Origin of the sequence: Lelliottia sp. JS-SCA-14, assembly GCF_035593345.1 — a bacterium.
GTDB lineage: Bacteria > Pseudomonadota > Gammaproteobacteria > Enterobacterales > Enterobacteriaceae > Enterobacter > Enterobacter wanjuensis.
Map to the genome: position 1 here is coordinate 1,693,780 of NZ_CP141606.1, position 14,577 is coordinate 1,708,356.

Annotated in this window: 11 protein-coding genes; 6 read left to right on the top strand and 5 right to left on the bottom strand. The window is 57.0% G+C overall.

Annotated features, from left to right (window positions below; genetic code table 11):
• The first annotated feature begins 13 nt into the window (after positions 1-13).
• Together csy3 and cas6f are read left to right on the top strand one after the other, a co-directional pair.
• The gene (gene csy3, locus U9O48_RS07950) at positions 14-1,012 is read left to right on the top strand and encodes a type I-F CRISPR-associated protein Csy3 (protein ID WP_324724015.1); all 999 of its coding nucleotides are present in this window, start codon (positions 14-16) and stop codon (positions 1,010-1,012) included.
• 9 nt (positions 1,013-1,021) lie between these two features.
• Positions 1,022-1,576, top strand: a complete 555-nt coding sequence (gene cas6f / locus U9O48_RS07955; protein ID WP_324724017.1) for a type I-F CRISPR-associated endoribonuclease Cas6/Csy4 — start codon at positions 1,022-1,024, stop codon at positions 1,574-1,576.
• Between the two features lie 142 nt (positions 1,577-1,718).
• Here the strand turns inward: cas6f and infA are convergent, their stop codons facing one another.
• The 5 genes from infA to trxB all read right to left on the bottom strand — a co-directional run bounded on the left by infA (position 1,719) and on the right by trxB (position 7,546).
• Positions 1,719-1,937 carry a translation initiation factor IF-1 gene (gene infA, locus U9O48_RS07960; protein ID WP_002211347.1) on the bottom strand — a complete coding sequence of 73 codons (219 nt, stop codon included), beginning with the start codon at positions 1,935-1,937 and terminating at the stop codon, positions 1,719-1,721.
• A 288-nt stretch (positions 1,938-2,225) separates the two neighbouring features.
• Positions 2,226-2,930, bottom strand: a complete 705-nt coding sequence (aat, locus tag U9O48_RS07965) for a leucyl/phenylalanyl-tRNA--protein transferase (protein ID WP_282492353.1) — start codon at positions 2,928-2,930, stop codon at positions 2,226-2,228.
• Between the two features lie 46 nt (positions 2,931-2,976).
• On the bottom strand, positions 2,977-4,698 hold the full coding sequence (gene cydC / locus U9O48_RS07970; protein WP_324724019.1) for a heme ABC transporter ATP-binding protein/permease CydC: 1,722 nt from the start codon (positions 4,696-4,698) through the stop codon (positions 2,977-2,979).
• Positions 4,698-6,464: a heme ABC transporter permease/ATP-binding protein CydD gene (cydD, locus tag U9O48_RS07975; protein ID WP_324724020.1), complete on the bottom strand. Its 1,767-nt coding sequence runs from the start codon at positions 6,462-6,464 to the stop codon at positions 4,698-4,700. The genes cydC and cydD overlap by 1 nt, the downstream gene beginning before the upstream one ends.
• A 113-nt stretch (positions 6,465-6,577) precedes the next feature.
• Entirely contained in the window at positions 6,578-7,546 is a 969-nt protein-coding gene (gene trxB, locus U9O48_RS07980; protein ID WP_282492358.1) for a thioredoxin-disulfide reductase, read from the bottom strand.
• A 549-nt stretch (positions 7,547-8,095) separates the two neighbouring features.
• Between trxB and lrp the strand changes: the two genes are divergently transcribed.
• The 4 genes from lrp to rarA all read left to right on the top strand — a co-directional run bounded on the left by lrp (position 8,096) and on the right by rarA (position 14,536).
• Positions 8,096-8,590 carry a leucine-responsive transcriptional regulator Lrp gene (gene lrp, locus U9O48_RS07985; protein WP_000228473.1) on the top strand — a complete coding sequence of 165 codons (495 nt, stop codon included), beginning with the start codon at positions 8,096-8,098 and terminating at the stop codon, positions 8,588-8,590.
• 134 nt (positions 8,591-8,724) lie between these two features.
• Positions 8,725-12,441, top strand: a complete 3,717-nt coding sequence (locus tag U9O48_RS07990) for a DNA translocase FtsK 4TM domain-containing protein (protein ID WP_324724023.1) — start codon at positions 8,725-8,727, stop codon at positions 12,439-12,441.
• Between the two features lie 127 nt (positions 12,442-12,568).
• Positions 12,569-13,183, top strand: a complete 615-nt coding sequence (gene lolA, locus U9O48_RS07995; protein ID WP_282492360.1) for an outer membrane lipoprotein chaperone LolA — start codon at positions 12,569-12,571, stop codon at positions 13,181-13,183.
• A gap of 9 nt (positions 13,184-13,192) precedes the next feature.
• Complete coding sequence (gene rarA, locus U9O48_RS08000) at positions 13,193-14,536, top strand: replication-associated recombination protein RarA (RefSeq protein WP_324724025.1); 1,344 nt, start codon at positions 13,193-13,195, stop codon at positions 14,534-14,536.
• Positions 14,537-14,577 lie beyond the last annotated feature (41 nt).

Below are 14,577 nucleotides of genomic sequence, written 5' to 3' on the forward strand. Positions count from 1 at the left end.
AAGGGATTCTCTTATGGCAAAGGCTCCAACGGCCGTTAAAACGGCATCTGTGCTGGCGTTCGAACGTAAATTGGCCACCTCTGACGCGGTGATGTATTCGGGAAACTGGCAGGGCGAGAACTGGCAGCCCATCCGCATTCAGGAAAAGGCGGTGCGCGGCACCATTTCCAATCGCCTGAAAAATACCCTTACCAGCGATCCGGCAAAGCTGGATGCGGAAATTCAAAAAGCGAACTTACAGCGTGTGGATGTGGCCGCGCTTCCGGCGGATGCCGATACGCTGCAGGTGAAATTCACGCTGCGGATATTGGGCAATCTCTCCACGCCGTCCGTCTGTAATGACCGGGTCTATCAGGATGAGTTATGTCAGGTTGTTGAGGGGTACATTGGCGAACATGGCTTTGGCGAACTGGCGCGGCGCTATGCGACAAATCTGGCGAATGGCCGCTTTCTGTGGCGTAACCGCGTGGGCGCAGAGCAAATTACGATTAAGGTCAAAGGCAGCCAGCAGTGGGCCTTCGACGCTCATGCACATGGGTTACGTGATTTCTCCGCGACAGATGAGAAACTGTCTGGCCTCGCGCAAGAGATTGAAAAAGGGCTCCGTGGCGATGGATTTGTGTTGCTGAGCGTGGAGGCGCAAGTGCGTTTGGGGGCCGGGCAAGAGATTTTCCCGTCGCAGGAGCTGGTGCTGGACAGCAACAGCACCAAAAGCCGTTTGCTGTATCAGGTGGATAACGTGGCGGGAATGCATTCGCAGAAAATCGGCAATGCGCTGCGCACTATAGATACCTGGCATCCCCATGCCGCTGAGCTTGGTGCCATCGCCGTTGAACCTTATGGCTCCGTGACCAGTCGCGGCGTGGCCTGCCGTCAGCCGAAGGATAAAATGGATTTCTATACTTTGCTCGATAACTGGGTGACCAAAGGGCAGAAGCCTGACGTCGATCAGCAGCACTATGTGATGGCAGTGCTTATTCGTGGCGGTGTCTTTGGCGAGAAGAGCGAATAAGGGGCTGGTATGGATCACTATCTGGAGATCAGGGTGGTTCCCGATCCCGAATTCAGCGAAGAGGTCCTGATGGCGGCACTGTTTGCCAAACTTCATCGGGCGCTTGGGGCAAGAGGAAGGGGCGATATTGGCGTCAGCTTTCCGCAGCACAGGATCAAACCGGGCGATGTGTTGCGCCTGCACGGTACGCTGTCGTCCCTGTCGGAACTGGAACAGATGGCCTGGCGCAGAGGGCTGAGCGATTATTGTCAGTGCGGCAACATCACACCGATTCCTGATGCGACGGGCTGGCGCTGCGTCAGCCGTGTACAGGTGAAAAGCAGTCCCCTGCGATTGCTACGGCGTTCGGTCAAAAAGGGCTGGCTGAGTGAGGAGGACGCGCAGCAAAAGCTGCAGACCATGAAGGAGGAGCACACGGATTTGCCGTGGCTCACTGTGCGAAGCCTTTCCAGCGGGCAAAGCTTTCGGTTATTTATTCACCACGGCGATATTGTCGACTCAGCCGTCACGGGTGAATTTTCCAGCTATGGATTAAGCCCGACCGCGACGATCCCCTGGTTTTAATAAATGCAAAACGCACCCGCAATAAGGGTGCGTTTTGCTATTAATAATTCGTCAGAGGTGCGGTGTTTTTTTATACGAATAAAAAAGGCCGGGGATTCCCCGACCTTTTAAATATCTCTACGCCTTTGACTGGCGATAACAATTAGCGACTACGGAAGACAATGCGGCCTTTGCTCAGGTCGTACGGGGTCAGCTCAACAGTCACTTTGTCGCCCGTCAGGATACGGATGTAGTTTTTGCGCATTTTACCGGAGATGTGCGCGGTTACCACGTGACCGTTTTCCAGTTCTACGCGGAACATGGTGTTAGGCAACGTATCAAGTACGGTACCCTGCATTTCAATATTGTCTTCTTTGGCCATCTAATCCTCTGGGGTATCACTACCAAGTTTTGAACCGGCAAGATAATGCCGAAATTCATCAATTAAGTAAAGAATTGAGCGTTTAAAACGCAACAAAACAGTTTCGGCGTATTGCCCAGTCGTCACGGTATAACCGTACGAGAAGCGCATTCGTAAAGGGGAGGCGACAGGATAAACGCTAGGACGTTATCTGGTGCGAAGGATTCCCAAACGGCGGCGGGGCAACAGGCTGAACCTACTCTGCGGCACCAATTATAACACTCCTCATCAGAAATGGGCGGAAAACATTTAGAGCTGAGGCACAAACAGTGTTCTGGGCACCCAAAAGTTCTGCGGCAGCTTCTGCAAACGCATAGCATCCAACTTTTCCAGGTAGTGACGACGCGATATTTCAACGGCGCCGAGCGACGCGGTGTGTTCGTTCAGCACCTGGCAATCCACCAGCTGGCCGCCGCTCAGGGCGAACTGCTGGCAGAATACAAGCAGGGCTGTTTTAGAGGCATTCACGGCGCGACTGAACATCGACTCACCGCAAAACAGCGTGCCTTGCGCCACGCCGTACATGCCGCCAACCAGCTCGTCGTTCTCCCACACTTCGATAGAGTGGGCGTGGCCCAGTTCATGCAAACGGTGGTAGGCCGTGACGATGTCATGGGTGATCCAGGTGCCTTCATGACGATCGCTGGCGCAGCCTTCGATCACCTCGCCGAAAGCATGATTGATAGTGACGCGATAAGGTGATTTAGCATGGAAGCGTTTCATGCTGCGGCTGAGATGAAACTCTGCCGGTAACAGCACCGCGCGAGGATCGGGCGACCACCACAGAATGGGATCACCGGGGGAAAACCAGGGAAAAATACCGCGCTGATAGGCCATCAGCAGTCGCGCGGGGCTTAAATCGCCCCCGAGCGCCAGCAGCCCATTGGGTTCACGTAGCGCTCCCTCTGGCGAAGGGAACGCAATATTATGACGAGAAAGCTGGACCAGGCGCATGACTGCGAAACTCCAATACGCGAGTTAGGATCGGTTCAAATATAGTCTACAGACGTTGTTTAAACTGGTAGTAGCGACCCTGTTTTGCTAACAGCTCTGCGTGATTACCTTGCTCAATAATTTGTCCGTTGTCCATTACAATTATTTGGTCGAAATTCGCCAGTCCGCGCAGGCGATGCGTCACCATCAGCACGGTTTTGTTTTTCATCACTTGCGCCAGTAAATCAAGGATTTGGATTTCAGTGGTCGCGTCCAGCCCTTCCGTCGGTTCGTCGAGCAACATCAGCGGCGCATCGTGCAGCAGCGCACGCGCGACCGCCAGACGACGCAACTCGCCGCCCGAAAGTTGACGACCGCCTTCGCCAAGCCACTCGTTTAAGCCATCGCCTTCGAGCAGTTTTTGCAGGCCGACCTGTTCCAGCACGGCGCTCAGTTCGCTGTCCGAGGCGTTCGGTGATGCCAGCAGCAGGTTGTCGCGCAGGGTGGCGCTGAACAAATGCACGCGCTGAGGCACCACGCTCACGGATTTGCGCAGCGTCGACTCGCTAAACTCCACGAGCGGCGTGTCGTTAAAGCGGATCTCACCCTGGCGCGGGTCCCAGGCGCGGGTCAGCAGTTGCAGCAGCGTCGATTTGCCACAGCCGGTTCTGCCCAGCACGGCAATATGCTTGCCCGCCGGAATGGTCAGACTGATACCATCCAGCGCGTTTTGCGCCTGCCCGTCGTAGGCAAAGGTCACGTTATGAAGATGCACCGCCACAGACTCAGGAACGGTGTCGTCTTTCGTGGTGAACTGCACTTCCGGTTGTTGCTCGGTAATCTGGGTAATACGCACGGCGGAAGCAATCACCTGGCCGAGATGCTGGAAAGCACCGGTGACCGGGGCGAGGGCTTCAAACGCCGCCAGCGCACAGAAGACAAACAGCGCAATCAGCGCGCCGGGCTGGGTGTTTTCGCCCACGCCACCCGATGCCATCCACAGCATGGCGATCACCGCAATCCCGCCGATCAGCATCATCACCGCCTGGGAGAGAGCCGTCAGCTCAGACTGTCGGCGCTGGGCTTCGTGCCAGCTCAGTTCGGTGCTTTCCATGCGAGCGCGATAGCGGCGGCTGGCCCCGAAAATCGTCAGCTCCGCCTGACCCTGCAGCCAGGAGGTCAGCTGCTGGCGATAGTCACCGCGCAGACGCGTCAGGCTTTCCCCGGTCGATTTCCCCGCGCGATAAAACAGCGGAGGCAGCAGGAGAAGGGTGAGCAGCATGATGCCGCCGAGCGTCAGGGCGATAGGTACGTCGAGCACGCACAGGCCGAGCGTGACGGTCACAATCACCACAAAGGCCCCGACCAGCGGGGAAATCACGCGCAGATAGAGGTGATCCAGCGTATCGACATCGGCCACCACGCGGTTCAGCAGTTCGCCCTGGCGAAAACGCGCCAGCCCGGCAGGGGAGAGCGGCAACAGCTTGCTGAAGGTTGAAACGCGCAGATGTTGCAGGACGCGGAAGGTCGCATCGTGGCTGACCAGACGTTCGAAATAGCGCCCGGCGGTACGGGCAATCGCGGTGCCACGTACGCCTGCGGCGGGCAGCATATAGTTAAAACTGTAGAGCCCGGCAATGCCCGCGACGGCAGAGGCCGAGAGGAACCAGCCGGAGAGCGTCAGCAGGCCGATACTGGCCAGCAGAGTGACAATCGCCAGTACAATCCCCAGCGTCAGCATCCATTTATGGCGTTTATACAGGGCGAGATACGGCAGTAGGGCGCGCATTAAATATCCTCCTGACGATTAGCCAGCAGGGCGGCGAACGGTCCCTGCGCGGCCGCGAGCGTCGCGTAATCGCCTTGTTCGACGATATGTCCGTTTTCCATCACCCAGATCTGATCCCAGTCGGCAATGCCTTCGAGCTGGTGCGTGACCATCAGGGTAGTCTGCTGGCGTGAAGCTTCGTTCAGCGCCTGCATCACACGCTGTTCGCTGTGCGCGTCCAGGCTGGCGGCGGGTTCGTCGAGCAGCATGAGCTGGCTGGGGTTGAGCAATGCGCGCGCCACAGCGATACGCTGGGCCTGCCCGACGGACAATCCTGCCGCCTGATCGCCCACGACGGTATCAACGCCGTTCGGCAGCATCGGCAGAAACTCGCTGACCCAGGCGCGGTCCAGCACTGATTGCAGTTCGTCTTCGCGGGCGTCAGGGCGCGCCAGCAGCACGTTCTCGCGCAGCGTGGCAGCCGGTAGCTGAGGGTTTTGCCCGACCCAACTGAGTTGTCTGCGCCAGGCGTCAGGCTCCAGCGAGCGCAGTTCGGTGCCGTTGATCTGTAGCGAGCCGGTGTACGCCATAAATCCGGATAAGGCATTCAGCAGCGAGCTTTTGCCCGAGCCGCTGATCCCGACCAATACCACGCGCAGGCCCGCAGAGAGGGTAAAGTTGAGCGGCCCGGCCAGCACTTTGCCTTCCGGCGAGAGCACAGAGAAATCTTGCGCATGAACGGCGATTGGCTCTTTGCTGTTGAGCGTGATATCACCCCGCTCCGGGTTTGCCAGCGGCGTTTCGAGGAAGGTTTTCAGGCTGTCGGCAGCACCCACGGCCTGCGCTTTGGCGTGATAGAACGTCCCCAGATCGCGCAGCGGCTGGAAAAATTCAGGGGCCAGGATCAGCGCCAGGAAACCGGCGGAAAGCGTTACGGCTGTGCCGTAATGACCGAAATCCAGCGCGCCAAGATAGGAGAATCCAAAGTAAACCGCGACGAGCGCAATCGACAGGGAGGTGAAGAACTCCAGCACGCCGGAGGAGAGGAACGCCAGGCGCAGTACTTCCATGGTGCGCTGGCGGAAATCCTGTGACGCGACGCGAATATTATCGATTTCCGCTTCGCCGCGACCAAAGACGCGCAGGGTTTCCATGCCGCGCAGGCGGTCGAGGAAATGCCCACTCAGACGGCCCAGCGCGAGGAAGTTACGTCGGTTTGCATCCGCCGCACCCATGCCGACCATCGCCATGAACATCGGGATCAGCGGCGCGGTGCCGAGCAGAATTAGCGCCGCTACCCAGTTAGACGGGAAAATCGCCAGTACGATCAGCAACGGAACGCAGACCGCCAGCGCCATCTGCGGCAGATAGCGGGCGTAGTAGTCGTGCATATCGTCGATTTGCTCAAGGATCAGGGTCGCCCAGCTTCCGGCAGGTTTGCCCTGAATCCAGGCGGGACCGGCTTCCTGGAGCCTGTCCATGACCTGACGGCGGATTTCATAGCGAATCTGCTGTCCGGCGTAAAAGCCCACGCGTTCGCGCAGCCAGACCACCCAGGCGCGCAGCACAAAGATCAACACCAGCACGATAAAGGGCAATAATATTGCCTCGCGCGGAATGTTCTCCATGATCATATGGTTAAGAATGCGGGCCAGCAGCCATGCCTGGGCAACAATCAACAAACCGCTGATAAGACCCAAAAGACGGGAAATAGTCAGCCAGCGGCGGGAAATAACGCTTTGCTGTTTCAGCCAGCGAGTTAACTCTTGTTGACGGGTTTTTTCCATTACGCGCTTTGCAGGTGAGTTATAAGAAATTAGACAACCGCATGTTACACGTGGGAAAAAATAAAGGCGACCTGTGGCCGCCTTTATTTACGTTTGTTACTGACTTGTAACGATTATTGACTTAATTCAGCCAGTCCGTCGAGGTAACGTTCAGCGTCCAGCGCGGCCATACAGCCGGTGCCCGCAGAGGTGATCGCCTGACGGTAAATATGGTCCATCACATCGCCCGCCGCGAAGACGCCAGGGATGCTGGTCTGTGTAGCGTTGCCGTGGATGCCGGATTGCACTTTGATGTAGCCGTTTTCCAGCTCCAGCTGACCGTCGAAGATGGCGGTGTTCGGGCTGTGGCCGATGGCGACAAACAGACCTGCCACTTCCAGCGATTCGATGTTGTCGCTGTTCTGCGTATCACGCAGACGCAGACCGGAAACGCCCATCTGATCGCCCGTGACTTCTTCCAGCGTGCGGTGGGTGTGCAGCACGATGTTGCCGCTTTCCACTTTATCCATCAGACGCTTGATGAGGATTTTTTCCGCGCGGAAGGTGTCGCGACGGTGGATCAGGTGCACTTCGGAGGCAATGTTGGCCAGGTAAAGCGCTTCTTCAACCGCCGTGTTACCGCCACCGATCACCGCGACTTTCTGGTTGCGGTAGAAGAAACCGTCGCAGGTTGCGCAGGCGGACACACCGCGGCCTTTGAACGCCTCTTCAGACGGCAGACCGAGATAACGTGCAGAAGCGCCGGTTGCGATAATCAGCGCGTCACAGGTGTATTCCCCGCTGTCGCCGGTCAGACGGAACGGACGGTTCTGCAGATCAACCTTGTTGATGTGGTCGAACAGAATTTCGGTTTCGAACTTGGCCGCATGCTCATGCATACGCTCCATCAGCAGCGGCCCGGTCAGGTCGTTTGGATCGCCTGGCCAGTTTTCCACTTCAGTTGTGGTGGTCAACTGACCGCCTTTTTCCATGCCGGTGATTAATACCGGGTGCAGGTTAGCGCGTGCAGCATAGACCGCTGCGGTGTAGCCCGCAGGTCCAGAACCAAGGATTAGCAGCTTACTGTGTTTAGCCGTGCCCATGAGATCCCCATTGTTGTTGGCAGACATTTGCTCGGATTGTAGGGAATTTGTTGCCGTAAAAAAAGAGCGCAGCAATTTTGTAAACGATTTGTGCAATAGACGGCGGTGATGGGAGGCCGGATTCTGGGGCGATAACAGGGGGCTATCCGTTAAAAACGGTCGTTTATACGGCGACAAAATGAGGATTAATACCCGGCCGCCATGAATAACTGGCACGTTGTACTAAAAAACGATGTTTTGCTTTGACAATCCCCTGCGCTTTTGCGAAAACATTGAAGGAAGAAAAAAAAGCCGCGCGAACGGTGTGTCGCATAGACATGCACGGAAACGCCATTTTTACCGGGTCAGTGAAATCTACGCATGGTGTGGACAGATGCCATGCGTGATGTCGGTGACAGCCTTTTGGCAACGGTCTTCTCACCGTAGAACCCGAATCTGCATCGCATACACACTATAAAAGGCGATGTGACGATCCGGGTATAGGCTCTGAACAGTGATGTGCACAGGGTCCAGGCAGGAGTAGGGAAGGAATACAGAGAGACAATAATAATGGTAGATAGCAAGAAGCGCCCTGGCAAAGATCTCGACCGTATCGATCGTAACATTCTGAATGAATTGCAAAAGGATGGGCGTATTTCCAACGTCGAGCTTTCAAAACGTGTGGGACTTTCTCCGACGCCATGCCTTGAGCGTGTGCGCCGACTGGAAAGACAGGGTTTCATTCAGGGCTATACGGCTCTGCTGAACCCGCATTATCTGGATGCCTCACTTCTGGTTTTTGTTGAGATTACTCTGAATCGTGGCGCACCGGATGTGTTTGAGCAATTCAATACCGCAGTACAAAAACTTGAAGAAATTCAAGAATGTCATCTGGTCTCTGGTGATTTCGACTACCTGTTGAAGACCCGCGTACCGGACATGTCAGCCTATCGTAAACTGCTGGGTGAAACCCTGCTGCGACTGCCTGGCGTGAATGACACCCGTACTTACGTGGTGATGGAAGAGGTCAAACAGAGCAATCGTCTGGTTATTAAGACGCGCTAATACGGAACAGGTGCAAAATCAGCGTAATTTGATTACACTCCTGTTAATCCATACAGCAACAGTGCCGGGTATCCCGGCGCTGTTGTCCGTTTTAGCAAACAGGCAGGAAATGCCTGGTACCTGGAGAGCCTTTTTTGAGCCAGGAATATACTGAAGACAAAGAAGTCACTTTAACGAAGTTAAGCAGCGGGCGCCGACTCCTTGAGGCGTTACTGATTCTTGTTGCCCTTTTTGCCGTCTGGTTGATGGCCGCCTTACTCAGTTTCAATCCTTCCGATCCCAGCTGGTCGCAAACGGCATGGCATGAACCTATCCATAATTTGGGTGGGGTGCCTGGCGCATGGCTGGCGGACACGCTCTTTTTCGTCTTTGGCGTAATGGCTTACACCATCCCGATCATTATTGTCGGCGGATGCTGGTTTGCCTGGCGTCATCGTCAGAACGAAGAGTACATCGATTACTTTGCCGTTTCGCTCCGCCTGATTGGCGCGCTGGCGCTGATCCTGACCTCCTGCGGGCTGGCGGCGATCAACGCTGATGATATCTGGTATTTTGCCTCCGGTGGCGTGATTGGCAGCCTGCTCAGCACCGCGCTGAAGCCGATGCTTCACAGCAGCGGCGGCACTATCACGCTGCTCTGCATCTGGGCCGCGGGGTTGACCCTCTTTACCGGCTGGTCGTGGGTCAGCATCGCCGAAAAACTTGGCGGCTTTATCCTTAATATTCTGACTTTCGCCAGCAACCGCACCCGTCGTGATGATACCTGGGTGGATGAAGACGAATACGAAGATGATGACTATGAAGAAGAGTCGTCGTCCGCCAACCGAACCGAATCTCGCCGCACGCGCATTATGCGCGGGGCGCTGGCGCGTCGTAAACGCGTCGCTGAAAAATTCACCAATCCTCTGGCGCGTAAAACCGATGCTGCACTCTTCTCCGGCAAACGCATGGATGATGAAGAGGATGTGACCTATACCGCAGGCGGTGTTGCCGCCGATCCGGACGACGTGCTGTTCTCCGGCAGCCGCGCGACGCCGGGCGATTTCGACGAATACGATCCGCTGTTAAACGGCCATTCCGTCACGGCACCTGTTGCCGCTGCCGCTTTCGCGACGACGGCTGCACAAGCGTATGCCGCGCCTGTAGAAGCCGTGATGCCAGCCGCACCGGTTCAGACACCGGAACCTGCGATGCAGCAGCCGGTGGTTGACTGGCAAACGGCACCCGGCGTTCACACGCCGGAACCGACCATTGCGCCAGAACCCGAAAGCTATGTGCCGGTTCCGCCGCAGGATCAGCAATGGCAGCAGCCGTATCAGCCTGAGCCGCTTTACGAACCGCAAGGTTATCCGCAATATGCTGAACCTGAACAACCGTATCAGGAATACACCCCTGAGCCAGTTCCAGAGCCGCAGATTGAGATGGAAGAGGTCAAACCTGCTCGTCCGCCGATGTACTATTTCGAAGAAGTGGAAGAGAAACGCGCCCGCGAACGTGAGCAGCTTGCCGCCTGGTATCAGCCCGTGCCTGAACCTGTCAGCGAGCCCGTTGTCGCGCCTTCGGTGACGCCACCGTCCTTTACCGCACCGGATATTGACCCGACGGCAGCCGTGGCGCCTGTTGCAGCTGGCATTAAGCAGGCGACTGCCTCCGCGGCGGCGACCGCTGCTGCAGCCGCGCCAGTGTTCAGCCTGGCCGCTGGTGGCGCGCCGCGTCCGCAGGTGAAAGAGGGCATCGGCCCGCAATTACCGCGACCAAACCGCGTGCGCGTCCCGACCCGCCGCGAGCTCGCTTCTTATGGCATCAAACTGCCTTCTCAGCGTATGGCCGAGGAGAAAGCGCGCGATCCGGATGACATCGATGATGCCGACGAAATGCAGCAGGACGAGCTGGCTCGCCAGTTTGCCGCCCAGCAGCATCAGCGCTACGGCGAAGAGTATCAGGATCCTACGCAGGCTTATCAGCAGCAGGAAGAGGAAGACGATGCCGCCGAAGCTGAGCTCGCGCGTCAGTTCGCCGCCTCGCAGGAACAGCGTTATTCTGGCGAACAGCCAAAAAATGCGAATCCTTTCTCCCTGTCGGATTTTGAATTTTCACCGATGAAAGATCTGGTGGATGACACGCCGAGCGAGCCGCTGTTTACCCCGAGCGTAATGCCAGAAGCGGAGCCACCGCGTCAGCAGTATGCTCCTGCACAACCGCAGCATGTGCCGCAGCCAGTGGCTCCCCAGCAGTATGCGCAGCCACAGCAGCCAGTTGCAGCTCCACCGCAGTATGCACAGCCTCAGCAGCCGGTGGCACAGCCGCAGGAAAGCCTGATTCACCCACTGCTGATGCGCAATGGCGACAGCCGTCCTGTGCAAAGACCGACGACGCCGCTGCCGTCGCTGGACCTGTTAACCTCTCCGCCAACAGAAGTTGAACCGGTCGATACCTTTGCTCTGGAGCAGATGGCGCGCCTGGTCGAAACGCGTCTGGCGGATTTCCGCATCAAAGCGGATGTGGTGAACTACTCTCCGGGTCCGGTGATTACTCGCTTCGAGTTAAACCTGGCGCCGGGTGTGAAAGCGGCGCGAATTTCTAACCTCTCTCGTGACCTGGCGCGTTCCCTTTCGACCGTCGCGGTGCGTGTGGTTGAGGTGATTCCGGGCAAGCCTTACGTGGGCCTGGAACTGCCGAACAAGAAACGCCACACCGTTTATCTGCGCGAAGTGCTGGATAACGCCAAGTTCCGTGATAACCCGTCGCCGCTGACCGTGGTGCTGGGCAAAGATATCGCGGGCGAGCCTGTCGTTGCCGATCTGGCGAAAATGCCGCACCTGCTGGTGGCCGGTACGACCGGTTCCGGTAAGTCCGTCGGTGTGAACGCCATGATCCTGAGCATGCTCTACAAAGCGCAGCCGGAAGATGTGCGTTTCATCATGATCGACCCGAAAATGCTGGAACTGTCGGTCTACGAAGGCATTCCGCATCTGCTCACCGAAGTGGTGACCGACATGAAAGACGCCGCCAACGCCTTGCGCTGGAGCGTCAACGAGATGGAACGCCGCTACAAGCTGATGTCAGCCCTGGGTGTGCGTAATCTTGCCGGTTATAACGAAAAAATCGCTGAAGCAGCGCGCATGGGTCGTCCGATTCCGGACCCATACTGGAAGCCGGGCGACAGCATGGATGCTCAGCATCCGGTGCTGGAAAAACTGCCGTATATCGTGGTGCTGGTGGATGAGTTCGCCGACCTGATGATGACCGTCGGTAAGAAAGTGGAAGAGCTGATCGCCCGACTGGCGCAGAAAGCGCGTGCGGCAGGTATTCACCTGGTGCTGGCGACGCAGCGTCCGTCCGTCGATGTCATCACTGGTCTGATTAAAGCGAACATCCCGACACGTATCGCCTTCACCGTATCGAGCAAAATCGACTCCCGTACTATCCTCGATCAAGGTGGCGCCGAGTCGCTGCTGGGAATGGGGGATATGCTCTATTCCGGCCCGAACTCCACGACGCCGGTACGTGTGCATGGTGCCTTTGTTCGTGACCAGGAAGTCCACGCCGTGGTCCAGGACTGGAAAGCGCGCGGTCGTCCGCAGTACGTCGACGGCATCACCTCCGAAAGCGAAAGCGAGGGCGGCGGTGGTGGCTTTGACGGTGGTGAAGAGCTGGATCCGTTATTCGATCAGGCAGTCAATTTCGTCACAGAAAAACGCAAAGCTTCTATTTCTGGCGTACAGCGCCAGTTCCGCATCGGTTACAACCGCGCGGCGCGTATCATCGAGCAGATGGAAGCGCAAGGCATTGTGAGCGAGCAGGGGCACAACGGTAACCGCGAAGTGCTGGCACCGCCGCCGTTCGAGTAATCTGTCGCCGATTGCAAAGATGGGTAAATCAGCAAAAATTAAGCATTTTCTTCTGTCGCCTGCCTGCGGGCAGGTCCAGAATAGAGGACAGACCCCGGTTGGGGATGACGAATTTTAAGGATCAATAATGAAAAAAATCGCCATTGTCGGAGCACTACTGACCAGCTTTGTCGCCAGCAGCGTCTGGGCCGATGCCGCAAGCGACCTTAAAAGCCGCCTGGATAAAGTCAGCAGCTTCCACGCCAGCTTCACGCAGAAAGTGACAGATGGCAGCGGCAACGCGGTGCAGGAAGGTCAGGGCGATCTGTGGGTTAAACGTCCTAATCTGTTCAACTGGCACATGACGCAGCCGGATGAAAGCATTCTGGTTTCTGACGGGAAAACCCTGTGGTTCTACAACCCGTTTGTGGAGCAGGCGACCGCCACCTTGCTGAAAGACGCGACCAGCAATACGCCGTTCATGCTGATTGCCCGCAACCAGTCCAGTGACTGGCAGCAGTACAACATCAAACAGAATGGCGATGATTTTGTGCTGACGCCGAAAGGCACTAACGGTAACCTCAAGCAGTTCACCATTAATGTGAGCAGCAACGGGACTATCAATCAGTTCAGCGCCGTTGAGCAAGATGAGCAGCGCAGCAGCTACCAGCTCAAATCTCAGCAGAATGGCGCGATTGACGCATCGAAGTTCACCTTTACCCCGCCGCAGGGCGTAACGGTGGACGATCAACGCAATAAGTAAGAGGCGTGAGTGGGCAACCTGTCGCTCGATTTTTCTGATAATGCGTTTCAACCTCTGGCCGCTCGTATGCGGCCAGAAAATTTAGCGCAGTACATTGGTCAGCAGCATCTGCTGGCTGCCGGGAAACCCTTGCCGCGCGCTATCGAAGCCGGGCATCTGCATTCGATGATCCTGTGGGGACCGCCGGGTACCGGCAAAACCACGCTGGCGGAAGTCATTGCTCGCTACGCTAATGCCGACGTCGAGCGACTTTCTGCCGTCACCTCCGGTGTGAAAGAGATCCGCGAAGCCATCGAGCGCGCCCGTCAGAATCGCAACGCCGGTCGTCGAACCATTCTGTTTGTCGACGAAGTCCATCGTTTCAATAAGAGCCAGCAGGATGCGTTCCTGCCGCACATTGAAGACGGGACCATCTTCTTTATCGGTGCCACCACCGAAAACCCCTCTTTTGAACTCAACTCGGCATTGCTCTCGCGAGCCCGTGTCTATCTGCTGAAGTCGCTCACCACCGACGATATTGAGCAGGTACTCACTCAGGCGATGGAAGACCGCGCGCGCGGCTACGGCGGGCAGGATATCGTCCTGCCGGATGACACCCGTCGTGCGATTGCCGAGCTGGTTAACGGCGATGCGCGCCGGGCACTCAACACGCTGGAAATGATGGCCGATATGGCCGAGCTGGACGGATCCGGCAAGCGCGTATTGAAAGCGGAGCTGCTGACTGAAATTGCCGGTGAGCGCAGCGCGCGATTCGATAACAAAGGCGACCGTTTTTACGATCTCATTTCGGCGTTCCACAAATCCGTTCGCGGTAGTGCGCCTGATGCGGCGCTCTACTGGTATGCGCGCATTATTACCGCCGGGGGCGATCCGCTGTACGTCGCGCGGCGCTGTCTGGCGATTGCCTCGGAAGATGTCGGCAATGCCGATCCGCGCGCGATGCAGGTGGCGATCTCTGCCTGGGACTGTTTTACCCGCGTCGGGCCGTCGGAAGGAGAACGCGCGATTGCTCAGGCGATTGTCTATCTGGCCTGCGCGCCGAAAAGCAATGCTGTCTACACCGCGTTTAAAGCCGCGATGGCAGATGCGCGCGATCGTCCTGACTATGACGTGCCGGTTCACCTGCGCAATGCGCCGTCCAAACTGATGAAAGAGATGGGTTACGGCCAGGAGTATCGCTACGCCCACGATGAGCCGAATGCCTATGCCGCCGGTGAGGAATATTTCCCGCAGGAAATGGCACAAACGCGCTATTATCGCCCGACCAACAGAGGTCTTGAAGGTAAGATTGGCGAAAAGCTCGCCTGGCTAACCGGACAGGATCAAAATAGCCCTATAAAACGCTACCGTTAGCGCGATCGTTGCGGTAATGTTGGCAATGTATCCCTGTGACC

Coding starts and splice junctions, on each gene's coding strand:
- cydD (WP_324724020.1), bottom strand. CDS start 6,464: ATGGAAAAAACCCGTCAACAAGAGTTAACTCGCTGGCTGAAACAGCAA.
- csy3 (WP_324724015.1), top strand. CDS start 14: ATGGCAAAGGCTCCAACGGCCGTTAAAACGGCATCTGTGCTGGCGTTC.
- lrp (WP_000228473.1), top strand. CDS start 8,096: ATGGTAGATAGCAAGAAGCGCCCTGGCAAAGATCTCGACCGTATCGAT.
- trxB (WP_282492358.1), bottom strand. CDS start 7,546: ATGGGCACGGCTAAACACAGTAAGCTGCTAATCCTTGGTTCTGGACCT.
- aat (WP_282492353.1), bottom strand. CDS start 2,930: ATGCGCCTGGTCCAGCTTTCTCGTCATAATATTGCGTTCCCTTCGCCA.
- cas6f (WP_324724017.1), top strand. CDS start 1,022: ATGGATCACTATCTGGAGATCAGGGTGGTTCCCGATCCCGAATTCAGC.
- cydC (WP_324724019.1), bottom strand. CDS start 4,698: ATGCGCGCCCTACTGCCGTATCTCGCCCTGTATAAACGCCATAAATGG.
- infA (WP_002211347.1), bottom strand. CDS start 1,937: ATGGCCAAAGAAGACAATATTGAAATGCAGGGTACCGTACTTGATACG.
- lolA (WP_282492360.1), top strand. CDS start 12,569: ATGAAAAAAATCGCCATTGTCGGAGCACTACTGACCAGCTTTGTCGCC.